The organism is Bacillus sp. UNC437CL72CviS29 (genome assembly GCF_000482345.1).
In the GTDB taxonomy this organism is placed as follows: Bacteria; Bacillota; Bacilli; order Bacillales; family Bacillaceae_G; genus Bacillus_A; species Bacillus_A arachidis.
Genome location: NZ_AXVB01000026.1, coordinates 33,050 through 59,273, shown reverse-complemented (window position 1 = coordinate 59,273; position 26,224 = coordinate 33,050). Strand labels below are relative to the sequence as shown.

The following is a 26,224-nucleotide window of genomic DNA, read 5'->3' as shown; positions in this document are numbered from 1 at the left end:
AACATTTTCGATTGGTTCGAAGCGAATAGGCAACGATTCGAACTATCACAAGCTAAATTCGACCGTCTTATCGCGTGGTTGGCAGCCGCAAACGAAATGACAGTCGAAGAATACCGAGATTACGTGTATTGGTGTCACGCTAATCCAAACGATGTACTAGAAAGTGAGGCGATTTAATGCAATGCATTCTATCCGATCATTGCTCGCTATACAAAAGCGAATCATGTAACCGTAAGTGCACCTCGTACATCGCACTACACGGACATAACGGTAACGGAGGACGTATGGCAGCGACCAACTTACCGAAAGAATATCGTCATTTAACGTTACTGAATTCGCCTGTACGAGTGTCCCAACCGAAAGTCTATAAATCTATCGAAGCGTATGTTACGACTTTCTCACGGCAATTTGAGGCGAGTGGTACAACGGATGTAAAAGATAAAATCAAATCGATGTACTTGTTTTCCGAAGAAACTGGCACGGGGAAAACGACGACAGCAGCCGTAATTTTAAACGAGTGGCTCATCCGGCATTATATCGGTAGTTTGCAGCGCAATAGGCAATCGTTGCAGATACCTGGATATTTTTTAGATGTGAACGAATGGCAAGACTTGTATAACGAATTTAATCGGACGAATGTTCCGAAGGACGTAGCGGAAAAAGCGGCGAGAGAATATTACAAGCGTGGAAGTAATGCAAGATTTGCACCTTTCGCCGTTCTCGATGACATAGGTGTACGTAGCGCCACGACTGGATTCCGAGGGGACTTACATGCGTTAGTTAACTATCGTGTTTCAAACGGACTCCCAACAGTCTACACTTCGAACATTCATATCGACGAGTTGGAAAGCGTGTTTGATCGTAGGTTGTACGATAGAGTGCGAGATTTGTGCGTAGTGTTGCCGTTCGAGGGCGAATCGAAAAGGGGGATGCGGAGATGAAGAAACCGATGACACAAGAAGAAAAGCTATGGTTTTTTCGAGGCTTCCTTCACGCTGAAGCTACAGAGTTCGCAAAAGAATTTGATTATACCGTAGAAGAAGCAACGGAATTGTTATTACGTGAATTTGTTAGACGACACAGAATATCTAAGGGTAAGACGGAGGAAACGGAATGAAGAAGTATATTATCGCAGTATTTATGTCTTTACCAACGTGGTTTTGGCTAACGTATTTTTGCGGATTGAGTAATGTTGAATTACTTGCTACCGCTTTTATTCTCGGATTAACTTTCGGAATTTATGAAGCGGTATTAGAAGAAACAGAAAAGTAAGACCAAATTTGAATTTTATTAAGAAATGAGGTGGTACTGATTGAAGAAAGAAATATTTCAGTGGACAGGATTAATAATCTTATTGTTTACGGCTATATTCATGATATTCAAAATTGAATCTAGTAGACCACAGCAAGTTTATAAAATTGATTATGTTGACACCGAAAATCAAAAACGAACTATATATGCAGATGTTGTTTCGCAAGAAGACGGTTCAATTACTTATAAAGAAGTTAACAGTCATCATTATAAAACAATTGGCGGTCACTTCGAAGTAACTCCATACGAGTATATGACTTATGAAGAAATGAAAAAGTACGACTTTTCGAAATAAAACTAAACAAAAACGCTATTTTAGTAGAAAAGGGGAGATAAACATGTGGATGGTTCACGATTATGAAGAAGGTATCGTTTTAATTACTGATGATTATAATGCAGCGATAAAAGAATATAACAAGTACGTTAAATCAGCAAAAGCTTACGTACAAAACGATGGAGAGTTTGATGGTGAAGAAAGAGTAGTTCTTGCTAAGATAGATCGTCAAATATATGGGCAATCAACAGGTAGAACAATGCCAGGCTCTACATGGGATGAGTGGGATTGGAAAGAAGAAAAATACTAAACAAAAACGCTATTTTAATAAAAAAAGAGCTTGTGTCAGGGGACAAGCTCTCTTCAAAAGAAACACATAATTGAGATGTCTATATATTACCATTTATATTATTACGATTCCATACGTCTCATATTGAGAAATAAATTATAAGCACTTTAATAAAAATTTCATTTTGTAGAAAAGGGGAATGGATATGGATGAATTTGAAGCGTTTTTTACAAGAGTGGCGCAAGTACAGGGTGATCAAGAATTAACATGTAGTTGTAAAGAGTGTTACTGGAATATGTATTTTCCTAATCGTTCTAATTCGAAGGAATGCGTATCAGAAAGCTTAGCTGATTTTAAAATGACACCTAATTCAACTAAATGTAAAGGATATTGGGATTATACAGAAGCGTGTGGTCATCCAAAACGATAAAAGAGCAGCTAGCAAAAGCTAACTGCTCGGCTCCAATGGGGAACTGGAGAAAGATTGTATTTATAGTATTGACAGAATGTTGAGTTTTATTCAAGGGGTTACTAATTATGTAGGTTACACGAGAAGTCCTATTAACATCCAGGCTGCCCCGATCAGAATTAAAGTTTCGAAGGTAATCCAAAACTTTCTTTTTTCTGGTTTTTGAAATTCTTTAATTACAGAAAATATGGCACTTATTCCTACAAGAGTGAAAAGAGCAATTCGGATTGTTTCAGTCATTTGCCTCACCACCTAAGATTTGAATAGTTTAATTATATATTAATTACCATTTTATAGAAACTTAATAAAATAATCCTTTTATTAGAAACGGAGGCTAAACAATGACCACATATTCAACGAAAGAACAAGAAACGGTACTAGCGTACGACAACGAAACGAAGGAATGGAGCGCATACTCTTGCGTTCCTAAACACATTCGTAAACTAGTAGCCTTGGTTGGTGAGGAAAACGTTACAGTTATCGAAAGAGACGAAGAAGGAAAGCCGCTAGCGGTGAAATGTACGTTAGAAGAAAAGCAAGTAAGTATGAAGAAGGTACGCCAGTATAGCGAAGATCAGAAGCGTAGGATGGCGGAGAGAATGCGAGCGGTCCGAGGAAATATATAATCAATGACGGTCAGGATAGGCGAGCGTAATATAAGAGGAGGAACGGAATGAGGCAGACGAGATATCGAGCGATTTTTTGGTGTCGCATAGGACGTAAAAAGAGTATTAGAAAAACCAGTTTTAAGACGCTGAAGTATATACACCAAAAATATAAGAAGTTAGAAAAATACTAACTCACTAGAAACGGAGGGAAACGAATGAACTACGGAGAAATGCTTTTATCGAAAGTGGTAGATACCGCTAACCCCGTACAGCTTAACCATGTAACAGAACGAGATTTTGTTACAGAAGCGGAGCGTAAAGCGTTTCGTTTTATCCGCGAATACGTAGAAACGAATCGAGGAAAAACGCCCGACTTTCGCACACTAGTAGCAGAAGTCGACGGCTTCACTTACGTACCAAATGTCGAGGATAGTTTCGAGTATTTAACGAAACAAATCAAGTCTTATAGCGCTAAGATCGAAGTGATGAATCTTTTGCAAAACGAAGCGCCTACCCAGTTTGAGGAAAAAGACGGAAATAGTTTCCTAGAATGGTTGCGAGAAAAAGTAGACGGAGTTATAATTAGAACAAACGTTCGTGATAAGGTAGGAACAAGTTTAAAGGCTGATGCGAACAAGTTCTTAGAGGAATACGAACGTCGTAAGAAAGGTGAATCATACCGTATTTGGAAATCCCGTTTTCCATTCATCAATAAAGCGATAGGCGGTTATGTAAGCTCGAACGTTTACACAATCTACGGAAAGTCAGGGCGTGGTAAATCCGCAACGACTATCGAAGAAGGCGTAGAAATGGCGTTTCAAGGAGCGAACGTACTTATCTGGTTAATGGAAATGGGGTGGTTCGAAGGAATGGTCCGTTTATATACTTCGGTTTCCTCACGTATCGGTGCAACGGTAGCTGAGTTAGATGGCGTAAATTTAGAAGCAGGCTTTGATTCGAAAGCTGTTAGACACGGTAAACTATCGGAGGAATTCGAAGCGGGATTTAAAACGTTCCTAGCGAACATAAACGAAATACTACCGGGTAATATTATCGTACGGGGCGTAGACGATGATGACTTTCACCGAAGGGATTTACGTCAGCTAGAAGTCGATATCATAGAAACGCAGGCTGATGTTGTTATAGTCGATCCGTTCTATTACTTAGATTACGAAAAGAATACGTCGAAAACGGCAGGTGGAGACGCGGCGGAAACGTCTAAGCGCCTACGTAGACTAGCCGGTAAGACAGGCGTGGTGATGTTCGCAATTACACAAGCGGACGAAGTAGACGAAAAAGAAGACGATGACGGTCAACGTGAATTACGATTACCTAAACGTAGCGAGGTAAAGAAAACGAAAGCGCTTTTAGAGGATGCCGCGTTATTGATAGCCGTGGATACGGACGCCAAGCAAGGCCGTGGCATGATCGGTATTAATAAAGGCCGTGACGGTGGCGAAGGTGAATCCGCTGAAATAATTTACATGCCGCAGATCGGCGTTATTAAAGAGTTTCCCACCGGCGAACAGGCAGCGAAGCAATTTACTTCGGTATTCTAGGAGGGTAACGAATGGCAACGATTAAGATTCGCGGACAAGACGTAAACGTAGACATCGAATACGAACTCCGGCAACATACATGGACTAATGAACGATGGTCATCTGATAAACTGATGGCAGCCTCACCTTTCAGGTACGAACACACACCGAGCTTCTTCGTTAACTTAGACGGGGATTACGCTGGCACATGGAAAGACTCAGGCGCATTTGATAGCGAATGGGAAAGCGGCAACTTTACCAGATTGTTATCTTATTTACGAAATGAAACGTATGAAGAAACGGAAGACTATTTACTCGAAATGTACGGTGTTGAATACAGTTACGATAACCTCGTACTCAAGCCACCGAAACTCCGCATTGAGGGCGAACGCAAGCCCCTCGATTTTGGTCGGTTGCAAAAGTATGCGTTTAGGCATCCGTATTTAGGTGATCGAGGTATTAGTGAAGAAGTGCAACAGCAAATGAAGATCGGTTACGACCGTTTTAGGCAGGCGGTTGTAATTCCGTGGTTTGATACAAACGGAAGATTGGCGAATATTAAGTATCGGAAAACGCGCGGCAAAGCGTTTTGGTACGAAAAGGACGCAGTTCCAATAGGCGACTTGATATACGGATTGAACATCGCTTACAGACGTAACATTAAACGAGCAGTATATTGTGAAGCGGAAATAGATGCGATGTCGTTTATGACGGCTGGGGTTTTCGGATTGGCAAACGGAGGTTCGTCGTTTAACGCGAAAAAAGCGGAACTAATATTGAAGTCGCCAATAGAAGAATTAGTTATCGTGGCAGATAACGACCCGGCGGGCGAGAAACTCCGAAAAGAACTTGAGAAACATTTGAACGGGAAAATACGGTTGACAAATGGTTATGTAAGTAGTTTTAAAGATGCGAATGAAGCGTTGGTAAATGACGGAGTAAAGGCGTTACATGCCGTAGTTGGTAATGCAGAGCCAGTTCGATTAAGATTATTATACGTGAATTCACGTAGGTGCGGTCGGAGGGAAGATACGAAATCTCCCCGTTAATTAGATGTTATTCCGTTTCCCATGTTTCCCAGACGTACAATTCTTCGATGTCACAATGTAGATAAGAAGCGATGTTTTTCGCTCGTTCCACATTCGGTAAATTACGCAAGCTGACATAATCCGTTATGGATTGCGGTGTTACGCCGATTCTTCTAGCAAGTTCAGCTTGTGTAATGCCGTTTTTCTTACATAGTTCGGGAATACGGCACCTTCCGACTTTATACGATGTAATCACCTCCTTTCTCATATCGGAGGCTTAAAAACTTTTACTCTTCAGTACTCACAATTTTAACTACTTTTTCTATAGGTACGTCTAGACGTAAACAGATATCTTCTATTGTACTTAAATTAACAGACATCCCTTTGTTAATGTTTGCGATTGTTCTTGAATTAAGAATTGTACCTCTTAGATCACTGATCACCATTTCTTTTTCTTTTAGTGTCTTATGTAATGGAGAGTAGTCAATCATTTTTACACATCCTCAAAAATTTTCTCAACCCAATCTTTGTTTACAAAAGTAAACATTGGAATTATAATTATATTATACCAAAATTTTCTTATACAGCATAGGAGGGTTTTCAAGTGCCGGGGTTTCATAGAGAGATATGCGATACTATTAATGATCGAGATGATATAACATTTTCAAGCGTTGCAGAAAAAATAGAAGCGTCAAAGCAATGTATGTCTAAATTTAAAAAGGATGGGACCATCGGGTTTAGAAAGCTCTTGAGACTCTCCTATTATGTTTTTCCAGACGAACAACGTGAGAAGATGGAGAAGTGGTGTTTACAATTAGATTCTGCTGAGTCAATACAACAAAGTTTTGAGTACGCAGCAATAACTAGAAACGTTACTTTGTTAAAGAAGTTACTTAAGTTACATAAAAAAGAGAAAGGTGTAATAGGTGACTACGTAAATGTTTATAATATAATTTACAAATATATGAATTATGACATTGAAGGGTATGAAATAATAGAAAATTTAAAAAATATAGATTATACAGAAGATGCGACGCTTAGAATTTTAGTAAATATACTCAAATGCTATGACTATTTCGCAAAGAAAAAGATTCACCTTATGCTGGATTTAGCTCTAGAAGTAGAAGAGATGATAAAAAAATTAAGTAATAGTCGTAAATTATTCATCAAAGAATGTTACCTCCATAGGCTAGCTGAAATCTTAGCTCCAATTTATCTACATAGAAATGAACTAGAGTTAGCAAGACATTATTCTTCTTTAATTATTAATGCAAATATCTGCGCGAAAACCGTTTCTGATGCGTCATACTATTTAGGGATGACGTACTTGATTGAAGATAAAGAAAAATGTATGAAATATCTTCAAAAAAGTCATGATATCGCTAAAACTATCGGGATTAAGAATTTGATTAACCAGACTAGAGATAACCTAGATTATGTTAAAATTTACCTGAGAGTACCTCTTGGAAGGGATTCGGACGCGAGACTTGTGATGTATCAGAATAATACAAGGAATATAAAAATGATTGACGATTATATAAAAGAGAGAGGTGAACGAGATTTTTTATTGATGTATCGAGCTTGCAGTCAAGAATCTCTGCCAGAGCTGTATGAATGCTTCCAACGTTTCTTTTCGAATTCAAATTTTTTCTTCTCTAGTTTAATTGCTAAAGAAATCTTCAATAGAGGCGATCATTCCATGATGACTCAGATGTTGATTAACTTTAAATCACAAACGGTAAAAGGAGAGGTTCATTTTGAAAAAAGTTTTATTAGGAGTTTCCGCAGTTTTAACACTAGTTTTAGGGGTATTTGCGCTTAACGGATTTGCAAACGCAAAATCTGATAACCAACAATATAAAGCACAAGAAACTAGACCTGGCGGTTAATTGTTAATTAAATAAGATTATTGAGGGCGGTCTTATTGATCGCTCTTTTTTTTGCGCTTAGAGAAATGTTTACTAAAGTATACAAACTATAAATTCGAGTACTTAGTGTACTTTGCTAAATCTCCCATGGTAATATGCTACAATTTGAACATTAGCAATAAACGAAAAACTTTTATCAAAAAAAAATAAAAAAATATGCGCGGGTGTGGAAATTTGTGCGTCAAACTCTTTGTAAGGGGGAATTGATAATGCAAGATGAACGAAAATTAAATATTAACAAAATTGCTAACGAGTATCTAAAAACCAGTGATGAATCTAGGTTTAACGATCTCTATATTAATTTAAAAAGAGAGTATCGAAATAAAGTCGATTACTGGAGTGCAAGTACATATTTAGCAACAAGACATGATATTGAGGCATTGTTTGATGATGTAATATTAAACGTGTTAAAAACTTTACGAGAAAGTAACGGCGGCGATTTTGTAAATTTATTTTCTAGGTCACTAAAAAATATGTATATTTCGCTTTTAAGGAAATTACGAACCAGGAGGAAACGAGAATTCTTATACGATGATAAAACAACGGATAAAGATTTTATATATAGTGACACATTAGTTGAGGGAGAGTGGTCATTCTCCAACAATCCAAGCGACTTCGATTTAGAAGAACATGTTACAAAAAAGAAAGAAGCCGACCAGCGTGAGCTAATCGACTTCCTTGCAGACCCTGAGCAGGTCAATGACGAGACAACGACGGCGATCGTTGAAACGTTTATTACGAATGATGGACCAACAACTCCGACGGCAATCGGAAAGAAATTGGGCCTTCATCATTCGACAGTGATTCGCAAGCTCGAACGCCTGGCAAAGCGTTTCGACGAAAGACAATTCGGTGACTACCGAGATTATCTTCTTGCGTAACTCAAATAGTTTATGCGCTTAGGCATTGCGCATAGACCAGTAAATCATAGAACGATTTTTATGACGTACAGAGGGGGCTAAACGCTACCCTTTGTACTTACAACTAACCGACTTGGCAGGTCGATCAATTGCAATACTTTTGCTTAACGTTAAAGCAAGTTAACTTAACTTACCTTAATTAAGCGGAAGTCCCCCGATAGGGCTTCACTGTCATTATACAGTATTAACAAGGTACGTACAATTTAATTCTTTTTAAATTCGGTCGACATTATCTGTCATATTACGTTTTATTACGATATTAAAAGATAACATAATGCACGTCGATATAACGTCATTACCCGTCGTTTTCAACACCTCCCCCGAATATATACAACGGGTAGTGGCGTCATATGGGCGTTTAGCATTCCGGCACAGATGCTTTTCGTTCAAAAACCGATTCATGTTTTCAGTTTTCCACGTTGGCAATGCCGACTACCGATGTACTCCCCCACGTCGGTATTACGTAATTCATATTCGTTAAGCGTTGATAAGCGATGAGTTACGTAATACGGGCGTGGGACTAACCCAAGCTCGAATAATTAACGAAGGAGTTGTTTCAATGGCACAATTTAAAAAAGGTGCAGCAGCTTTAGGAGCGTTAAATACACAGTCAGAAGGAGGTAGTACACTTAGCGCAGAGTTTGCGAAGTTTAATGTAGGTACTACGTACAAGGTTCGTGTACTTGGAACAGAAGATTTAATTCAGTTCTTTAGTTATGGAATCTTTAAGAAAGTAAATTCTTTCGTAGCGAAAAATCCGTCAGTACGTAATGAAAAAGGATTTGTTGAAAGCAACCATACGGCGTGGGATTTAGCGGCGCAATTTCATTATGATGAAGCGAAGAAACTTGAAGAAGGCGGCGCTGATCAAAAAGTAATTGATGATAAAAAGAACGAAGCATATAAATACGTCGGCAAAGAACGATATGCACTAGGCTTTATCAACTTAGAGGACAGCAAGGAAATCATCATCGATTTAAGTCGTAATCAAGCGAAAGAAGTATACGCAGTTATCGCGAAGTACGAAAAGAAATTAGGGCGACTGGCTTTCGAATTATCGAAAACGAACGCCACAGGCCTCGCGAAAGATACAAAGATTACGCTAACTCCATTTATCGATATGGAGGAGGATTTAACGGATAAAGAGCGTGCTAACTTTGCTAAGTGGGATGATAAAGAATTTAACGCTAAGTTATTCGATGGATTACTGTTCGAAGCAGATGAGAAAACGCAAATTGAAAACTTAGTCGCAGCAGGCTTCGACATTTCTAAAATCGGATTGACATTAGAGAACGGCGGTAACGAAGCACCTAGTGACGAAGGTACACCAATCGAAATTGATGATGATTCACTACCGTTCTAAGGAGGGCGCATATGGCACACGAAACAACAATTAAGGGCGGTTGCTCGGAATTACGAGTAGCCCTCGCGCTCTTAAACCTCGGTTGGGAAGTAGCAAAACCGCTCATCCCGGAGGTTTACGACATAGTAGCGCGTGATCCGATTAATAAACAGTGGTACAAAATCCAGGTAAAAACGATTCGCATACGTCATGATAGGGACGGCGCATTAGTAGTACGAGCAACAAAGGGAAACGAACAGGCTTATACGTCTGAAGATTGCGAATATATCGCAGGCGTCGAAGGTGACCGAGTATTCATGTTCGAGTGTAATGGACAACGTGAGTATTGGGCGACGGAGACTAGTGCGAGCCAACGTTGGATTGAGTTAACGGCAGTTAGTGAAGAAACGGAGGCAGAATCAGTTGACGCGTGAGGAACTCGATAAGTTAATAGATCAATTTTACGGAGTATATGACGAAGATATCGATGATTATGACGGAACTGGCGTATATGAAGAAAAGCAGGAGCTAGCAGATTGGGCATTGGTTAATGTTCCTAAATTATTCGAAGCGGTATCAAATTTATTGAAAAACGGGGAGGACGAATAATATGGCAAAGTTAGATAACGTGAAAGTAGTTAATGAAAATACGGTGGAATATAACGGGTTTGTTTACGAGTTTACTAACGGACATGCTACAGATAACGATTTAGTCCGATTTAAAGTAGGGTATTGTGATATTGACAGCGGATCATTCTACGAAGTAAACCGAATTGACTCTTACGGCGATGTAGAAATTTTAGATAACGATATGGATGAGCGTTACTTTGATGCAGATGATTCTGATTTCGATGTATTCCGTAAATCACACGCAATCACTAACGACAAACTAACTGACGCGGAAGGCGTAGTAACAATCACTTTGCCTGACGGAACTAAACTCGAAGGTACTCCGTCTGATTTAGAAAAGATTACTCGTAGTATGCAGGCGTTGCAAAATGAGCAGGTATCCTCGGTGGAACTACCAGAAGAAGCAGTCGAAGTAAAGGGCGAAAGTGAGTCAGTGTCAGAACGATTACAGGTCGGTGTTTATGCAAAACTAATTGTTGGCGGTAATGGGTATTCAAAAGCGGGCGATGTTATAAAAATCGTAAAAGATGATGAAAGCGTCGTACCATTTAAAGGCGAGCATCTTGACGAAAAATATTCCGGATGGCATTGCGAAGACGATTTAGTAAAAGCAACCGACGAAGAAGTCCTCGTAGCTAAGCAAGCGTTATTGGAAGAAGGCGACTTTGCGAGGGTAGTTGCAAATACAGCAAATCACCGTTTTGAAATTGGTACAGTAGTAAACATAAGAAGTTACCGTAGCGAAAGTGATTCGTTTACAGCGTATTACCTTGACGAATCAGACTTCTGGGCAGTTTATCGTCGGGACCTCGAGCCACTAACGGTAGAAGAAGCGGAGCACATCTCCCGTGAAGCTGAGGAAGAAAAGAAAGCGAAGGCAGAACGTGAGGAGAAAGAAGCGAAGCGACTTAAGTGGGCGGGTATCGGTCGTGAGGTTGGTGAGTTGCGTAATGGTGATGTCGTTCAATTTAACGAAGATACTGGTGCGGGAGATTTTCCGGAAGGTTCATTGGCGATTATTGCAAACGTAAATGGTGAAGATTTTAGTTTTGGTGAACACAACGAGTTTATCGGAGATTCCAAATGGGTTGAACTAATTGTACCAGTAGAACAACGCTTCAACAAAGCGGAGTAAACGATGCACATTTGCGAAAATTGTAGCGCCGTACTCAACCGTAAAGAATTCGTATATGACGATCGCGAAGGTAATTCATTTTGCGACAAGCGGTGTTTTAGAGATTGGGCCGAAGACAATCATATCGTTATAGCAAATTTTTATTACCGATTAAATTGCAAGGAAACGGGGCGGTAAATATGACGCCAAAGTTAACGTTAAATCTAAAAATACCAGGTGCTGACGATGAAGTGGCGACCAAAGAACGTGTGGCAAAAGCGGTCGAACGAAAGGCAAAGGCGACCGAAACGATGGAAGACGCGTGGCAACGGATTCTATCGATGAAGAACAACGAGTCTGATAGGCAGAGACTTGCGGAAGTAAAAGAAGCGATGACGAAGGGCGAAATTGGTCGTAGCCCTTCCGACCTCGCTAAACGTTTTAGTAAGGCGGAAGCTTTACGATTATGGAAAGTGTTACACGAGCGAAAGCGCGACAATAAAATACGTGAAATGGTGTTGGCAACGCCAGATAATTACGTATTAGTTACCGATGGCAAGGTACTGAAACAGATGTTAGACGATATGAAAACGTCTGATTTAATTGGATTTGACTGTGAGACTTTCGGAGAGGAAAACGGAGCATTAGACCCGTGGAAAGGTGACATAGCAGGCTTTTCGGTAACAACGCGAATTCACAACTACTATGTACCATTAAATCACGAAGAAGGCCCGAATTTAAGTGAAGACGTTTTATTACAGTACGTTAAGCCTGTATTAGAGCAAGTAAAAACCGTAATGCACAACGCACCTTTCGATTGTAAATGGTTTATGCAGCGTTACGGAATCAACTTAATTGATAACTTACATGCGGACACAAGAATAATGGCGATGGCGCTAGACGAAAACCGAAACCACCGATTGAAGGATTTAATAACGGATTGGTTACGTCAGCCAAGCGATAATTTCGATGAACTATTCGGTAAAACTCCGTTTAATGAAATACCGTTAGATGTAGCTTTAGTATACGCAGCGGGCGATACGGAGAAAACCTTAAAACTTTATGACTGGATTATGGAATGGTTTGACAAACGAGAGGATTTACAAGAAATCAAGTCGCTCGTTTTTAACATAGAGATGCCTGTATGTAGGCAGTTTATTAAGTCAGATTTAATCGGTATCAACTTCGATGAAGAGAAAGCAAATGTATTAGACGAACAATTGGCAGAAGAGGAAGCGCAAATACAGCGTGAGATATACGAGTTATTCGACGAAGAAATTAACTTAGGTTCACCGGTTCAATTAAAGAAAAAGTTATTCGTAGATTTAAAGTTACCGGATATAGAGAACGGATCAACTGGCGTAAAAGCGTTGAAGAAGTTGAAAGGGAAACATCCCGTAATTTCTAAAATTCTCGATTATCGAGGCGTCAGCAAACTACGCGAAGCATTTACGCAGAAATTACCGAAAGAAATTAAACACGATAACAAAATACATCCGTGGCATAACACGTACGGAGCGGCGACAGGACGGTTTACATGCAAATCGCCAAACACCCAGCAAATACCGGCGAAACGTCCAGAGATACGCCACCTGTTTACATCGAGTGCAGGTAAAATACTCGTTTCTATAGATTACTCGCAAATTGAATTACGTGTCTTGGCGCATATGGCCAAAGAACCGGAACTAATCAAAGCGTTCAAAGAAGGGCGCGACATTCACTCGACAACGGCAGCGATGATTAGTAACGGTAAATATACGTATGAAGATATCGAAGAAAATAAAGATACAGACGGTTCACCTGAGCAGAAATTCCGTAAGCAAGCTAAGGTTGTTAACTTCGGTATTGTATACGGAATGAGCGACAAAGGGTTAGCTGATACGTTAGGCATTACGAGAGCCGAAGCGCAAACAATTATCGATAACTATTTCAAAGGTTATAAAGGGATTCAACGATATATGGACGAGCAGAAACTATTGGCTCGCAAGCAAGGTTACATTACAGATATTTTCGGTAGGAAACGTCGTTTACACACTGAGTACAAGTCGAAAGACCGTTTCTTACACTTCCGTGCGGATCGTATGGCTGGTAACTTTCCGATTCAAGCGTCGGCCGGTTCGATTTTAAAGAAAGCTATCGTAGATTTACAGCCCGTACTATCGAAACATAACGTAGATATTTTACTCCAGGTACATGATGAATTGTTATTCGAGTGTCCGAGAAATATTTCGAAGGAAGCGTTATTCGAATTAAAAACTACGATGGAAAACGCAGTTAAATTACTAGTTCCCGTCAGATGTGACGTTGAGATAAATCCAGAACGATGGTTAGAAAAAGTAAGTATCGAAAAGTGGTTTAACGAAGAGGAGGAAACGGAATGAAGTTAAATACTATTTTGCAATATGTAACGATTATTATTTTTTCAATCGTCAATCCATATCTAACGGACTACAGTTGGTGGTGCCTGGTTCCAGCTATCTTGTTAGGAGTATACGGTGGTCTATCATATAGTGCAGGACGAAAGGATGGTTTGAATGCGGGAGGAAATTAATTTATCCGAAGTACCAACGAAAGAACTAAGCGAAGAATTAGCGCTCCGACAAGGCGTAATCACCGTCCAAGTCGAGCCTTACGAAAAGATAGAGGTCGGAGGAATCGTGGTTAGCGGACCGGCAATCGTTTTAATAAATCAAGACTAATAGGAGGCGTTGAAATGACTATGTATGAAGTCGTTGATATAGATCGAAATACAGGGAAACAAGAAGCAGATTCCTTACGTATTGGACGTCGTTATTACCTAGGTATTCTAGAAGAAGGAGCTCGAGCGGTACTTCCTCATGTAGACGATCAAACAAAAGCGCTATTTACATCTCCTGTGACAGTTATTAAACGTTCAGATAACGGAAAAGAAATTGTATTTACTACGAAGCATACAACGTACACACTTCGAAAGGTGGTCGATGACTTATCGTAACGAAAACTAACGCAGCACAATTACTACGTCAGAACACGCAAGAAACATTCGCTTATGAGATTGCAGAGGAATTTCGTAACTTCCTCGAAACGTGGCATTCATATTCGGAGCCTTACGACACGCCTTTAGACGTTTGGCTCCACGAAATCTATGCGAAAGTATTAAGCAAAGGCGGTTATTTAGATTATCGAAGCCTACCGTATTTCTCACCTTCCTCGGCGAATAGCTGTCCGAGGGAGCTTTACGAAAAGGCGTTACGTAGTCCACGAGATCAAGCCGAAGTCAAACCGTGGCAAAGACGCTGGCAATTCATCGGTACTAATATCGGAGATGCAATCCAACGTGATATTTTACTAGCGGAACGACATTACGAAAAGTATACCGGTGAGAAACCACGTTTCAGAATCGAACGCACGAAAGACGGTTACCCAGCGTTTGAGGATTTTGTTAAGACTCGTAAGGTAATCGAGCATAATGGCCAACGTTTTTCATTAATCGGTACATGTGACGGCATTTTAGAATACACCGATGAGAATGGCGTAGTTACACGCGTCGGACTCGAAATTAAATCGAAACAGACAACTTACAGTAAAACTTCTGAATATTCACTGCGCGAACCTGGTGCTGACCACGTCAAACAAGTTACATGCTACTCGTTAATGTACGATTTAGATTACTACGTAGTGCTTTACATGAACGCATCGAAGAAAGCATGGAATATGAGCGAAGAGGATTACGCAAAGTATCCGGATTTCAGAGCGTTTGGTGTTGCGATAACGGACGACATGCGTAACGAAGTCTTAGATAAGTTTGCTAGTATCGTAGCGGCAGTTAAAACGAAACAGCCTCCGAAACTAGATATTGAGCATTGGACATTTAACAATTACAAGTCAGCGTGTGCTCAATCGTTAAGCGACGAGGAATACGAAGAAATTAAAACGCAAGTCAGTCGAGTGAAACGTTCGAGTTTATCAGATACGAAGAAAGCTCCGTATATTGGGGCGTTGGAGTTTATCGATAAAGTACGGGAGGGAATGTAATGGGTTATTACACGGACCATACGCTACAAACCACAAACGCTAATACTAGTAAAATACTAAGCGATTTATACGAAAAGATAGAAGGCGGGTTTTTAGACTTTGATACTGAAATTTTCTACGCAGTAGACAGGAACGGTGAGTTTTATGATTCTACTAAATGGTACGACTATGAAACGGAAATGTCTGCAATCTCTCGTTTGTATCCTGACGTTATTTTTGAACTAAGTGGTGAAGGAGAAGAAGCTGGTGACTTGTGGAAAGCATATTTTAAAAACGGAAGGATTCAACGATGTCCCGCAAAGATTACCTACGACGAATACGACGAAAGTAAATTAAAGGTCTTATGACGATGGCTCGAAGTAAAAAAGCCTTTCGTGTATTATCAATCGATACGAGTTTGGGAAGTCCAGGAATCGCAGTCATAGACGTAATCAATGGGAAGCCAAAACTAATCGACGTCTCACACGTTAAAACAAAATCGACCGAACCAATCGCTTTACGTACGAAAACTATCGAAGCATGGGCGCACTTGTTCATACGCAAGTACGCGCCCTACGATTTAATAGTTCGAGAGGGATTCGCTAGTAAAATACCACATACGAACTATACGGTGTTTAGCGCTTGGAATGCCGTGGATCGTGCGTTAAATGATTTCGGTTTGAAAGTCGATGATAGTATCGGACAGGCTTCCGTTAAAAAGAAACTACTCGGCAAGGGACGTGCGGAAAAGGAAGAGGTCGAGGCTGGCGTGAGGCGATACGTTGAGTGGGGCGAATTTAAGACGAGTGATGAAAGCGATGCGTGTGCGATAGGGCTAGCGTATTTACTCGATAAAGGGATTATTGCGAAGGAGGGAACGGAATGAGAGTTAAATGGGAAGGCGAGATTTTCACCGTATTAGAACAGAGTGGAGATTGGTATGCGTTTGAGACTTATAACGGGGTAGTTGAAGTACACATTGACGATTTGGAAGAAGTAGAAATCGAGTGCAGGATTTGTGATGAAGAAAAGTGGGTTGAATCCGGTACGTGGGCGTTAGATAAAGGCATGTGTGAAACGTGTTATTGCGAATATGAGGGATGGTGATTATCTTGGTTAAAGTTAAACGATTGCATGAAGACGCAGTAATTCCGCAGTACGCGAAACCTGGGGATTCCGGTTTTGATTTAGTAGCGGTAGAAGACGTAATCATCGAACCAGGTGAAACGAAAGTGATTCCTATCGGGCTAGCGTTCGAAATCCCGATAGGGTACGAAATGCAAATACGTCCTCGCAGCGGGATTTCTCGTAAGACTAAATTACGAGTGGTGTTAGGCACTATCGATAGTGGATATAGAGGAGAAGTTGGTGTGATTGCAGATAACGCATCGATAATTGAATACTCATCACAACCAAGGTTATTAAAGGGAGCGTTTGTTGGAGATAACGACTTCAATGTTACTAAAATGACTAAATATGAAGTAATCAAGATTAGTAAAGGTGATCGGATTGCACAAGGAGTAATCGCTCCTGTATCGCAGGTAACTTTCGAAGAAGTCGAGGATTTATCGGAAAGTGAACGAGGGGAAGGCGGATTTGGAAGTACCGGAGTAGTCAACAACGAAAATGGAGGCGTTAATTAATGAATATCCCATACGTAACGTTTATGAAACACGCAGAAAAGGTAACGAAAGGTATGTCGGCAAGTAGACCGATTTTAAAAGGTGTGCAACATAATTCTGACGGATCACTTGTTGTAACTGACTCACGCCGTCTTTACATCGCAAATAATGGACACACAAACGAATCAGAATCCGTAATCAATCCGAAGACAGGTGAGGAAATTGACGGTAATTATCCTGATGTTTCTCGCCTGACACCACTTAAATGTGACGCAAAGTTTACCACTTATATTAACGTAAAACAGATGGTAGATGCACTTAACGTGTTACTGAAAGCGAACCAAGTTCACGATAAGAAAAAGACATTGACCACTCTAGAAGTAACGGACGATAAGGAACTTGTATTTATCGTATCTAATTACGTTATCGATACGACATATAAGACAGGTAGTCGCATTACAGGAGATGCGCAAACTATTACGTTTAATACTAAGTACCTTATTGAAGCATTACAGTTATTTAAAGACGTTGGATTCGAAGAAGTCGAGTTTAGATCGTATGGCTCAGAAAGACCGTTTACTCTTACGGCAGGAAAAGACGATGAATTATTAGCGTTAATTTTACCGGTACGAACTGTTTAAAGGGAGGGCGAATAGATGAGAATAAGGTTACTGGCTCACACTCAATTAAGCGAAGAGTTTTACGATAGTTTCGACATATACAACGAATTTATTGAAATTAAAGGTAACGAGTTAGATAGATTAGGAGCAACCGACGGACAATCCGTAGCGCTATCCGCAGTCCGCACGTGCTACTCCGCAAATAAACCGTCAGAAATAGTCGCTAAAGAAGGCGCTAAATACTTCGGTAACAAAGCAACGGACGGAGGTAAAGGTACAGAAGCTGATCGCTTAATGCGTCATATCGTAGCGAGCAAACACGTTTCTACCATGGAGCATATTACATTTACTTTCACGATAGAAGGAGTCAGTAGAGCGTTATTAGCGCAGTTAACAAGGCATAGAGTCGGATTTTCATATTCAGTTCAATCTCAACGTTATGTAAAACAATCTACAATGAGTAAACACGGCGAATTTGATTATGTAATTCCAGAAAAGGTAAAAGAAAAAGGTTTAGAAGAATTTTTTAAAAAATCAATGATGCTCGTGCAAGGAGATTACGATTATCTTATAAGTTGTGGTGTTCCCCAAGAGGACGCCCGCTCAATTCTACCTAACGCAGCAACTACGAATCTAGTCATGACGGTGAATTTACGCAGTTTACTAGACTTCTATACTAAACGTAAGAAAGGAAATGGCGCACAAGCCGAAATTACCGAGTTAGCGGAGCATCTACGAAAAGAAGTCGTTAAGGTCGAACCGTGGGTGGACGAATTTTTCGAGGGCTACGGAGGTGGTAAATAAATGACGATATTAGCGTGGATCAGCTTAATAATTAACGTAGTCATTGCGGCGGTAGTGATAAACTCGGAAGAATTAGAGACGAACGCAAAGGTATTCTCGTTAGCAATCCAGTTTCCAACGTTATTGTTTATCGTTTTATATCTAATCGGTTAATTATATTAAGGAGGGCGTTATTATGGCAGACGTAACTAAATTCGAAAGTAAAGACGGAAATATCTACGAGGTAGATGGAAAGAAATATCGTGAGTTATCGAAAGAGCTAGCGGTTGGGGATACGGTGTTAATCGTTGATATGGACGAATGGAGTTGGGGTTATAGTGAGGGTTCGTCATATGAAGTATTACAGGTTTATTCTGGGGATGGTTGCGATGTTTTAGATGACGATGGTGATGAGAACTATATTTCTAGAAGTGAGTTTGTAATCGTAGAACCCATCGAAAAGTCATTCGTACAAGAAACCGCCCAACTATCCCGAAAAGTAACCCGCCTAGAAGAACGAACTGAAGAAAACCACCGCAACATCCTAACGTTCTCACAAACGGCAGAATCCGCTAGAAGCGACGCGTCGAAAGCAATCGGTGGTGTAAACTCCATAAACGAACAGTTAGAATTAGTGCGTGAAGATATCATGTTTTTGGACGAGAAGTTATCGAAGTTAGAAACGGTAGATAAACCGCAAAACATCACGATTAATATAAACGTTTTGGACATCGAATCGGCTAAAGCAATCGTCGAATCTATTACGAAAGGGCGTGAGTGATTTGTTATGTAACGCTAAGAAAATCGCTATTACGGGCAAAGCCCGAAGTGGTAAAACGGAGTTATCCCATTACGCCTGGATGTTATATGGCTTTAAAGAATTCGACTTCTCAGCGGTATTAAAGGACGAGTTTCACCGACTGTTTCCGCATGTACCTCGTGACCCAAAGCCACGCGCTTACTATCAAAAGTTCGGTCAGTGGTTACGTGAGATTGATCTGGACATTTGGGTGAAGATGACGATGGAGAACGTACACAAATATTGCTTTGAGGATACGTTAAACAAAGTGAACCACAAGCCGAAAGTGTTAGTAAACGGAGTGAGACAACCGAACGAGTACCAGCGTTTAAGGGAAGAAGGTTTTACAATTATCCGAGTAAACGCATCGGATGACTTACGTATTGATAGGGCGGAAAAAGCCGGCGATGTATTTACCGAAGCTGACCTGGCGCATGAAACGGAAAGTCATATCGATGGGTTCGTGGTAGATTACGAGATTAATAACGTCAGTACTATCGGCGAATTGTACGATCAGTTTGATTCGATTATGAGAGATATCGGAGTACAGCCAGTTAGTAGTCGAGAGATTATGGCGGACGCTTTTAGCGATTTGAAAGCAATAATGCCAGGGATGACCGAATTTCAAGGAAATGTATTTCGAAACTATACGACCGACGAAACGGTGGGACAAAGTATGGAAGAAAACGAAAAGTATTGGATTTTAGAATATTACAGATACGGTTGCAAGGACGAATTTGAAGCCGATAGTAAGGAAGAGGCGCTTAGATTCGGTTGTCACCAAGAAGACGAAGGTAATCTTTCAATGTATCGGTTACTCGACCCAGACGGTAATGAAGTTATGGACGCGAAAGAGTTATCGCATTATTACGTACATGTATATTAATCAAATGACAATTTAGAGGAGGAACTACAAATGAAAACAACTGAAACTATCATCGTATACACAAAGAACGCATGCAAAAACTGCGAAGAGGTAAAGTGGGCCCTAAACGCCGCTGGAGTAACATATGAAACTCGTAATATCGACGAAGACTCATCACATGCTGCATGGATGGCAGACAAGGGTTACATGAGCGCGCCTGTAACCGTATTTCCTAGCGGTAAGGAATTAGTCGGATTTGATATGGGCGAATTCGCCTCGGAATTAGGTCTTTAACGGATAGAAACGGAGGACGCTTAATGAAACGTTATTACTTACCTGAAATTGAAGTTTTCAAACGATATGAGCATCGTGTCTGTAACAGGTTAATAAGCGGGTACCATCGGAAATTAGCGTCAAAGTGTCGTTACTTTGTACGTTATCAGTTATCGATGGAACGTCCTTTCTATACTGACGCTGATTTATCGGAGATCATTTCCGTTTTAGCCGATGTAGACATCGAAATAATTAATTGTCAATGGACGGCGAAAGAATGGAATGTAACTCCTTGGAATTATTTCGTAACTAGCGGAAAGGTGTACGAAGGTTACAGGGATATGAATGCTTTCCCATTTGCACGTGGTTATAGTGGCGACGATATAGGAAAACGGACTGATGACGGCTTTTACTTTAAATACTTCAACGGAAATAATTGTGCGTACTGGCGTGATAGAACATCGGAAGTACCAACGTGGCATTTAAGGTATGGTAACCAATACGTGAATTTACGTAATAACACTTTCTACGTAGGTATTTTCGGAAGCACAAAAGAGGTAAAAAGCGCACCAACCGATTTAATTTTACCATTACTAAAACAAATGAACGCTAAGAAATGGCGAGGCTTTTACGACGACGAGATCGATTTTATTTTAGAACAAACGGGAATTGAACGGAGGCTGATTTAATGACTAATTTTAAATACGTATCATTATTCTCTGGTATAGGCGGATTCGAACAGGCGATGAATAAACTCGGAGGCGAATGCGTTATGTCCTCCGAGATTGATAAATTCGCAAATCAAGCTTACGAAGTGCTTTACGGACATAAAACAGTCGGTGACGTGACGAAGGTCGCTGTGGGAGATGTCCCGGATCATGACGTTTTAGTCGGTGGATTTCCTTGCCAGGCATTCTCGGTAGCAGGCAAGCGATTAGGGTTCGATGACACACGAGGGACGTTATTCTTCGAAGTTGCACGTATCGCCAAGGAAAAGCAACCGAAACTATTGCTCTTGGAAAACGTAAAAGGACTTATTTCACACGATAAAGGGAAGACGCTAGATACGATTATTAAAACGTTAAATGACATTGGCTATACGGTAGATTTCAACGTAATGAATTCGAAGTATTTTGGTGTACCGCAGAATCGTGAACGGATTTTCATAGTCGGTGTTTTAAACGGTAAAACAGAGCGATGGAAAATCGAAGTAAATAATGTAGTCGCAAAAGGAAAGAAGCGTATCGGTGAATATGAATGTATAAAAACGTTCAACTTCGATTGGCCTACTCAAGATATAGTGACGACTAGACTACAAGATATTTTAGAGGACGAAGTGGACGAGAAGTTTTTCCTCTCTGATGAACTTGTTAACAAATTAATTATTAAAGCAAAAGAAAGTGAATATACGAACAAGAACGCTGTATATGAACCGTTTGACGGTGCGTCTTGTTATCATCCAAGAAGTCAAGAATTTGTCAGGACTGGTTTTACTAATAAAGTATTAACTTTGGCAGCAAGAGATTATAAAGATCCAAAATGTGTTGTAGTGAAAGTAAAGGAAGCTACCAAGAAAGGTTATACAGAAGCAAGAATTGGGGATAGTATTAATTACTCTGTACTTGGGAGCAAAACAAGGCGTGGAAGAGTTGGAAAGAGTATTGCTCAAACTTTAGATACAGGGTGTAATCAAGCGATTATTGAGAACAAACCACCTTATAGAATACGCAAGCTTACTCCGAAAGAATGTTTCCGACTACAAGGCTTTGCAGATTCCGAGTTTGATAAGTTAGTTGGCGCTGACATATCGAACTCTCAACTTTATAAAATGGCGGGCAACGCCGTAACTGTAAACGTAATTGAAGCGATTGGCAGTCGCTTATTAAAATACTTACCGCATAACGAGATAGGCAGTCGTTATGTAAGGGAAAAAGGAGCGTGAGTAAATGGGCGTAAGCAAATACGATAATGAAGCGGCACACCGTCGAATTGAACAGGAATATGCATTGGACAACCCGAAGTCAATCGACTTACTACTACGACATTTACCATATATGCAAGAGCGTAGATATAACGGCGATTACGCAGCTTGCGATATACTAATCGATTTAGAGACGGCAATCTCAAACGCGGACTTGACGGATAGGCAGCGTCAAGTCTTGCGATTAGTATATTTCGAGGACATGAAACAGCGGGACGTGGCAATCTCACTTGGTATTACGGCACCGACGGTTAATTTATATAAGCGCTTGTTAGCGCAAAAGATAGCAGCAGTATTTGAACGATGGGCCTGGGAAGACGAAGGCTATAAATTAACGGTAGTTAAATCGGTAGATATAGGAGAGGCGGTCGCTTAATGGAGGGACAAACGAAGTATACATTCGATGTAAACGGAAATTACAAAACGCAGTTCGAAACGTACGTAAATACGCTGATTACCGCCCACCGAGATTCGCATTCTGAGGCGATTAGTAATAGGGATGTACGTGCGGAAGAAATTAAATCGCTCACAGACGCATATGTGGGGACGGTAGGAGAGCGTCCAGAGCCGAAACAACTTGAACGATTAGCAGATTTGTTGCTTTACGAAGAGCTTTCGGATACACATCCGGATAAGGTGGCTCGTGAAGAATACCCGATTATGAGCGATCATCAGTTGTCGAGGAGACATAGCGGCGAAGTATCGATGAAAGTAGCGGAGGAATATGGTGTTGACCGCCGTAACTACAAGCCTCCAATTCGTAGGAAGCGTACGAGAAAAGAGACGTGGAAAATCGATAGGGAAGCGAAGTCTAGGAACGAAGAGAGGCGGAAGACGTATCGAGAGTTTACGAAGTTGCAGGATATTGATACGTATTTTATCAAAGTGTAGTTAATAATTTTGGGGAGTTTATAATTACAGGTATTCACTTAAAGTGTTACAATATACTGTATCATAAATATAGAAAGTTGGGTTCTTATGTTGAGTTCGAAAAAACCATTTGGAATAAAAACTTTTAAAATTAATAAGTTGTTTGGAAGAAGTAATGTAAATATGAATTTTGGCGAAAATATAAAAATTTTCGTTGGCGAAAATGGAATAGGTAAAACTACGATACTTAATATTTTATATTATACTCTCTGTAAGGAGTTTGATATTCTGTTAGAATTTGATTTTGAAAATATTGAAATAGAATTTATTTCTGGTGAGAAAGTAAAGTTTAGTAAGATTGAAATAGAACCAAAATTTAATGAGAAGAAAAATGATCAAAATAGAAATACTCCTATGTTTCAATTGATAGAGTTAGCAAAATTAGTTTTATCAAATAGAAAATATAATGAATTTATAAAAAAGATAACTAAATCACATGCAACAATACAAGAAATAGTTGAATTTTTAGTTAAAGAGGGTCAAGTTCCAAAAAGGGTAATAAATGAAGTGCTGGATAAGAAAACCAATGTTACTAATTATAATGCTAAAAAATTTGAATTGATTCGTAAGCTCGATAAAAATGTAAATCAAGAAATTTTGTATTTTCCGACGTATAGAAGAATTGAGGAAGACCTAAGTAAACTGGGATTTGACTTAGAAGTGTATAAAGATACTATGAATAAAACTGAAGCTAGAGAGTTAATAAGATTTGGAATGGATGATGTTCAAAAAGTATTTAATGATCTTGAAGTAAAGATAAAGAATTCAGCACTAAAAGGATACTCTCATGTAACAGGGGAAATGATTACACATCTAGTACATGGTGAAAATGTAAGCGAAGAGATGCGGGAAAAGGTGAAAAATGCAGAAACTCTAGAAATTGTATTAGATAGAGTTGGAGAAAATCTTAAAATTTACGATAAAGAAAAGATTAAGAAGTTGGTAAAAGAGAATGAGCTGTTTGATAATACTAAGCAAACATATAAACCATTAATATTTTTCTTATCTAAATTAATTGATATATATGAATTACATCGTGAAAAAGAGGAAGCAATAAAGATATTTGCTAAAGTTTGTAATGAATATCTAGTCAATAAAATGATAAGATATGATGAAAGTGATGTTAAAATTTCTATTATCGAAAAGAGTTCTGGTGAGCATATAAATTTGAAAGATTTGTCTTCTGGAGAAAAGCAGATAGTTTCACTGTTTTGTAGAGTTTACTTAAACTCTAATAAAAACTTCATCGTATTATTCGATGAGCCAGAACTTTCTCTTTCAATTGAGTGGCAAGAAAGATTATTACCAGACATTGTGAAAGCAAAGAAATGTGATTTCCTACTTGCGGTTACACATTCTCCATTTATATTTAACAATGATTTAGAGAATTATGCGCAAAGTATGGAGCTATTAATAGAAGAGGCTGTTGATATGCTATGAATAATGAGGGACAAAAAACTGGAGATAGAGTAGTACGAATGATTCAAAAGCGATCTGAAAAGATAGTTGGAGTTTTTAGGTTTATGAAGCTATATCCTAAAAATCAAAGTTCCCCTTTTTGTGTAGTAGAAGGTGAAGATGAAAAGTATTATAAACTTAGAGTGATGGCGAGATGTGACAATATACAGCCAATTTTCATTCCATGTAATGGAAAAGATAAAGTAGTTGAGACGTATAAATGGATAAAATCAAAATCGGAATATAATGAAGGGAAAATCATGTATTTTGTGGACAGAGATTTTGATGATTCACATGGTGATCCGTTAATTTATGAAACACCGGTTCATTCAATTGAAAATTTTTATACCACAGAAGAAGCTGTTTCTAGTATTTTACGTAATACGTTTTCATTTGACGAAATGGAAGAACATTTTAAGATTGCAATGAATTTATTCCGGCAACGACAAAAAGAGTTTCATGAATCAATAAAATTATTAAATGTGTGGTTAATGTGTCAGAGCGATTTACATAAGGAAGGAAATGTTAGTAAATTAAACCTAAAAAATGTAAAAATTGATGATTTTGTTTTTATCGGTTTAGATAGTGTGACATCTAAATATGATGCGGGAATATTTTCCATTAAGTTTCCTGATGCGATAAAAGTTAAGCATGAAGATATTGAAAAAAAGTTAAAAGAATTAGATAGGAAAAATTACCAGGGTATTTTTAGAGGGAAGTTTGAAATACAGTTTCTTGTGAAATTTTTGAATTTAATACGTCATGATGTAGGAAAAAAGAATCCAACGTATTTTCCAAGCAAAATTAGAGTGAGCTTAAGTATATATGACGAAATAGCTCAATTTTCGATCGATGCAAGCACTCCGAATTGTCTATATAATTATCTAGATAAAATTTGGTCAGGAAAAAAAGTCGTAGTTTAGGTTAGGAAGCCGAGAGAATTGCCAACGAGGTTACCGAATAAGGTAGCCTTGTTTTTATATTCGTACTTCCGACGGACCTCACTCGGAAATTCAATGTATGTTACAACGTTCATCTTTTCGTTAATATTAGTGTGTTTCGCCGTTATTGGAATTCGCCAAATGTGGCAGAATACATTTACCGATGTAATAGCGGTGATCACGATAATAATAACGATTGTAGTCGTCGTTAAGGATTTAGTGGGAGGTATCCGTAAGAAATGAACTATCAGTTAAACTCACGCCAGGAGGTCGAGGACTTCGTACGTAATGAAGTCCTTACGGCTCCCGAAGCCATCGAAATATTAGGTATTACACGTGCGCGTATGAGTCAGTTAATTAAACAGGGGAAGATAACGCCAGTGAAGAAACTCGATAAAGTTAGTTTGTTTCTGCGAGTGGATGTCGAGGAGAAGCGTAAAGAACTCGAAACATTACGAGAGAAGTATCAGCCGTATAATGCAGCGAAGGAAGACGAGTAGAGGCCGCC

General features: G+C 39.4%; 40 protein-coding genes. 37 read left to right on the top strand and 3 right to left on the bottom strand.

The features are described 5' to 3' along the window. Positions 1-176 precede the first annotated feature (176 nt). From M014_RS0118465 to M014_RS0118440, 6 genes are all read left to right on the top strand, one after another. A complete protein-coding gene (locus M014_RS0118465; protein ID WP_026593045.1) occupies positions 177-941 on the top strand; it encodes a hypothetical protein in 765 nt (254 codons plus the stop codon). Then, the gene (locus M014_RS0118460; RefSeq protein ID WP_026593044.1) at positions 938-1,117 is read left to right on the top strand and encodes a hypothetical protein; all 180 of its coding nucleotides are present in this window, start codon (positions 938-940) and stop codon (positions 1,115-1,117) included. The genes M014_RS0118465 and M014_RS0118460 overlap by 4 nt, the downstream gene beginning before the upstream one ends. Beyond that, on the top strand, positions 1,114-1,272 hold the full coding sequence (locus M014_RS29735) for a hypothetical protein (protein ID WP_197030411.1): 159 nt from the start codon (positions 1,114-1,116) through the stop codon (positions 1,270-1,272). Before M014_RS0118460 ends, M014_RS29735 begins: the two co-directional genes overlap by 4 nt. 40 nt (positions 1,273-1,312) lie before the next feature. Continuing rightward, positions 1,313-1,606: a hypothetical protein gene (locus M014_RS0118450; RefSeq protein WP_026593043.1), complete on the top strand. Its 294-nt coding sequence runs from the start codon at positions 1,313-1,315 to the stop codon at positions 1,604-1,606. A 43-nt stretch (positions 1,607-1,649) separates the two neighbouring features. Beyond that, positions 1,650-1,895, top strand: a complete 246-nt coding sequence (locus M014_RS0118445) for a hypothetical protein (protein ID WP_026593042.1) — start codon at positions 1,650-1,652, stop codon at positions 1,893-1,895. A 184-nt stretch (positions 1,896-2,079) separates the two neighbouring features. Then, entirely contained in the window at positions 2,080-2,304 is a 225-nt protein-coding gene (locus M014_RS0118440) for a hypothetical protein (protein WP_026593041.1), read from the top strand. Between the two features lie 114 nt (positions 2,305-2,418). Here M014_RS0118440 and M014_RS29730 read toward each other — a convergent pair whose 3' ends face one another. Next, positions 2,419-2,583, bottom strand: a complete 165-nt coding sequence (locus M014_RS29730; protein ID WP_026593040.1) for a hypothetical protein — start codon at positions 2,581-2,583, stop codon at positions 2,419-2,421. Positions 2,584-2,684: 101 nt separating this feature from the next. On the opposite strand from M014_RS29730, the gene M014_RS0118430 reads away from it, so the two are divergent. From M014_RS0118430 to M014_RS0118415, 3 genes are all read left to right on the top strand, one after another. Then, entirely contained in the window at positions 2,685-2,969 is a 285-nt protein-coding gene (locus M014_RS0118430; RefSeq protein WP_026593039.1) for a hypothetical protein, read from the top strand. A gap of 197 nt (positions 2,970-3,166) precedes the next feature. Continuing rightward, positions 3,167-4,510, top strand: coding sequence for a DnaB-like helicase C-terminal domain-containing protein (locus M014_RS0118420; protein WP_026593038.1), 1,344 nt, complete (start codon positions 3,167-3,169; stop codon positions 4,508-4,510). 11 nt (positions 4,511-4,521) lie between these two features. Beyond that, positions 4,522-5,538: a toprim domain-containing protein gene (locus tag M014_RS0118415; protein ID WP_026593037.1), complete on the top strand. Its 1,017-nt coding sequence runs from the start codon at positions 4,522-4,524 to the stop codon at positions 5,536-5,538. Positions 5,539-5,545: 7 nt separating this feature from the next. Here M014_RS0118415 and M014_RS28620 read toward each other — a convergent pair whose 3' ends face one another. Both M014_RS28620 and M014_RS0118410 read right to left on the bottom strand, forming a co-directional pair. Beyond that, a complete protein-coding gene (locus M014_RS28620; protein ID WP_197030410.1) occupies positions 5,546-5,773 on the bottom strand; it encodes a helix-turn-helix transcriptional regulator in 228 nt (75 codons plus the stop codon). Positions 5,774-5,804: 31 nt separating this feature from the next. Further along, positions 5,805-6,008, bottom strand: a complete 204-nt coding sequence (locus M014_RS0118410) for a helix-turn-helix domain-containing protein (protein WP_026593036.1) — start codon at positions 6,006-6,008, stop codon at positions 5,805-5,807. A 113-nt stretch (positions 6,009-6,121) separates the two neighbouring features. On the opposite strand from M014_RS0118410, the gene M014_RS0118405 reads away from it, so the two are divergent. From M014_RS0118405 to M014_RS0118270, 28 genes are all read left to right on the top strand, one after another. Beyond that, the gene (locus M014_RS0118405) at positions 6,122-7,339 is read left to right on the top strand and encodes an AimR family lysis-lysogeny pheromone receptor (RefSeq protein WP_026593035.1); all 1,218 of its coding nucleotides are present in this window, start codon (positions 6,122-6,124) and stop codon (positions 7,337-7,339) included. A gap of 315 nt (positions 7,340-7,654) precedes the next feature. Then, entirely contained in the window at positions 7,655-8,326 is a 672-nt protein-coding gene (locus M014_RS0118400; RefSeq protein WP_026593034.1) for a MarR family transcriptional regulator, read from the top strand. Between the two features lie 598 nt (positions 8,327-8,924). Beyond that, entirely contained in the window at positions 8,925-9,728 is an 804-nt protein-coding gene (locus M014_RS0118395) for a hypothetical protein (RefSeq protein ID WP_026593033.1), read from the top strand. An 11-nt stretch (positions 9,729-9,739) separates the two neighbouring features. Beyond that, positions 9,740-10,141 carry a hypothetical protein gene (locus M014_RS0118390; RefSeq protein WP_026593032.1) on the top strand — a complete coding sequence of 134 codons (402 nt, stop codon included), beginning with the start codon at positions 9,740-9,742 and terminating at the stop codon, positions 10,139-10,141. Continuing rightward, the gene (locus tag M014_RS0118385; protein ID WP_026593031.1) at positions 10,131-10,316 is read left to right on the top strand and encodes a hypothetical protein; all 186 of its coding nucleotides are present in this window, start codon (positions 10,131-10,133) and stop codon (positions 10,314-10,316) included. The genes M014_RS0118390 and M014_RS0118385 overlap by 11 nt, the downstream gene beginning before the upstream one ends. A 1-nt stretch (position 10,317) precedes the next feature. Next, a complete protein-coding gene (locus M014_RS0118380) occupies positions 10,318-11,472 on the top strand; it encodes a hypothetical protein (protein ID WP_026593030.1) in 1,155 nt (384 codons plus the stop codon). 104 nt (positions 11,473-11,576) lie between these two features. Continuing rightward, positions 11,577-13,832: a DNA polymerase gene (locus M014_RS0118375; RefSeq protein ID WP_231503967.1), complete on the top strand. Its 2,256-nt coding sequence runs from the start codon at positions 11,577-11,579 to the stop codon at positions 13,830-13,832. Next, positions 13,829-14,002: a hypothetical protein gene (locus tag M014_RS29345; protein ID WP_155924345.1), complete on the top strand. Its 174-nt coding sequence runs from the start codon at positions 13,829-13,831 to the stop codon at positions 14,000-14,002. Before M014_RS0118375 ends, M014_RS29345 begins: the two co-directional genes overlap by 4 nt. Further along, positions 13,986-14,150: a BC1881 family protein gene (locus M014_RS29340; protein WP_035415380.1), complete on the top strand. Its 165-nt coding sequence runs from the start codon at positions 13,986-13,988 to the stop codon at positions 14,148-14,150. Before M014_RS29345 ends, M014_RS29340 begins: the two co-directional genes overlap by 17 nt. Positions 14,151-14,164: 14 nt before the next feature. Further along, positions 14,165-14,425, top strand: coding sequence for a hypothetical protein (locus M014_RS0118360; protein ID WP_026593028.1), 261 nt, complete (start codon positions 14,165-14,167; stop codon positions 14,423-14,425). Beyond that, the gene (locus tag M014_RS30695; RefSeq protein ID WP_026593027.1) at positions 14,419-15,465 is read left to right on the top strand and encodes a hypothetical protein; all 1,047 of its coding nucleotides are present in this window, start codon (positions 14,419-14,421) and stop codon (positions 15,463-15,465) included. The genes M014_RS0118360 and M014_RS30695 overlap by 7 nt, the downstream gene beginning before the upstream one ends. Continuing rightward, entirely contained in the window at positions 15,465-15,812 is a 348-nt protein-coding gene (locus tag M014_RS0118350; protein ID WP_026593026.1) for a hypothetical protein, read from the top strand. Before M014_RS30695 ends, M014_RS0118350 begins: the two co-directional genes overlap by 1 nt. 2 nt (positions 15,813-15,814) lie before the next feature. After that, positions 15,815-16,330, top strand: coding sequence for a crossover junction endodeoxyribonuclease RuvC (locus M014_RS0118345; RefSeq protein ID WP_026593025.1), 516 nt, complete (start codon positions 15,815-15,817; stop codon positions 16,328-16,330). After that, positions 16,327-16,551: a hypothetical protein gene (locus M014_RS0118340; RefSeq protein WP_026593024.1), complete on the top strand. Its 225-nt coding sequence runs from the start codon at positions 16,327-16,329 to the stop codon at positions 16,549-16,551. The genes M014_RS0118345 and M014_RS0118340 overlap by 4 nt, the downstream gene beginning before the upstream one ends. 5 nt (positions 16,552-16,556) lie before the next feature. Next, positions 16,557-17,087, top strand: coding sequence for a dUTP diphosphatase (locus tag M014_RS0118335; protein ID WP_442852741.1), 531 nt, complete (start codon positions 16,557-16,559; stop codon positions 17,085-17,087). After that, positions 17,087-17,707, top strand: coding sequence for a hypothetical protein (locus M014_RS0118330; RefSeq protein ID WP_026593022.1), 621 nt, complete (start codon positions 17,087-17,089; stop codon positions 17,705-17,707). The genes M014_RS0118335 and M014_RS0118330 overlap by 1 nt, the downstream gene beginning before the upstream one ends. Positions 17,708-17,722: 15 nt before the next feature. Then, the gene (gene thyX / locus M014_RS0118325; RefSeq protein WP_026593021.1) at positions 17,723-18,490 is read left to right on the top strand and encodes an FAD-dependent thymidylate synthase; all 768 of its coding nucleotides are present in this window, start codon (positions 17,723-17,725) and stop codon (positions 18,488-18,490) included. Then, positions 18,491-18,643, top strand: a complete 153-nt coding sequence (locus M014_RS29335) for a hypothetical protein (protein ID WP_155924344.1) — start codon at positions 18,491-18,493, stop codon at positions 18,641-18,643. A gap of 22 nt (positions 18,644-18,665) precedes the next feature. Continuing rightward, a complete protein-coding gene (locus M014_RS0118315; protein WP_026593020.1) occupies positions 18,666-19,250 on the top strand; it encodes a hypothetical protein in 585 nt (194 codons plus the stop codon). A 1-nt stretch (position 19,251) separates the two neighbouring features. Then, positions 19,252-20,154, top strand: a complete 903-nt coding sequence (locus tag M014_RS27175) for an AAA family ATPase (protein WP_231503965.1) — start codon at positions 19,252-19,254, stop codon at positions 20,152-20,154. 30 nt (positions 20,155-20,184) lie between these two features. After that, complete coding sequence (locus tag M014_RS0118305) at positions 20,185-20,427, top strand: glutaredoxin family protein (RefSeq protein WP_026593019.1); 243 nt, start codon at positions 20,185-20,187, stop codon at positions 20,425-20,427. Positions 20,428-20,450: 23 nt separating this feature from the next. Further along, the gene (locus M014_RS0118300; protein WP_026593018.1) at positions 20,451-21,095 is read left to right on the top strand and encodes a hypothetical protein; all 645 of its coding nucleotides are present in this window, start codon (positions 20,451-20,453) and stop codon (positions 21,093-21,095) included. Next, complete coding sequence (gene dcm / locus M014_RS0118295) at positions 21,095-22,348, top strand: DNA (cytosine-5-)-methyltransferase (RefSeq protein WP_026593017.1); 1,254 nt, start codon at positions 21,095-21,097, stop codon at positions 22,346-22,348. Before M014_RS0118300 ends, dcm begins: the two co-directional genes overlap by 1 nt. A gap of 4 nt (positions 22,349-22,352) precedes the next feature. Further along, positions 22,353-22,763, top strand: coding sequence for a sigma factor-like helix-turn-helix DNA-binding protein (locus M014_RS0118290; RefSeq protein ID WP_026593016.1), 411 nt, complete (start codon positions 22,353-22,355; stop codon positions 22,761-22,763). Then, entirely contained in the window at positions 22,763-23,278 is a 516-nt protein-coding gene (locus M014_RS0118285) for a hypothetical protein (protein ID WP_026593015.1), read from the top strand. The genes M014_RS0118290 and M014_RS0118285 overlap by 1 nt, the downstream gene beginning before the upstream one ends. A gap of 87 nt (positions 23,279-23,365) precedes the next feature. Then, positions 23,366-24,757, top strand: coding sequence for an AAA family ATPase (locus tag M014_RS27170; protein ID WP_051588597.1), 1,392 nt, complete (start codon positions 23,366-23,368; stop codon positions 24,755-24,757). Further along, positions 24,754-25,698, top strand: coding sequence for a DUF4435 domain-containing protein (locus M014_RS0118275; protein WP_026593014.1), 945 nt, complete (start codon positions 24,754-24,756; stop codon positions 25,696-25,698). Before M014_RS27170 ends, M014_RS0118275 begins: the two co-directional genes overlap by 4 nt. Positions 25,699-25,955: 257 nt before the next feature. Continuing rightward, positions 25,956-26,216, top strand: a complete 261-nt coding sequence (locus tag M014_RS0118270; RefSeq protein ID WP_026593013.1) for a helix-turn-helix domain-containing protein — start codon at positions 25,956-25,958, stop codon at positions 26,214-26,216. Positions 26,217-26,224 lie beyond the last annotated feature (8 nt).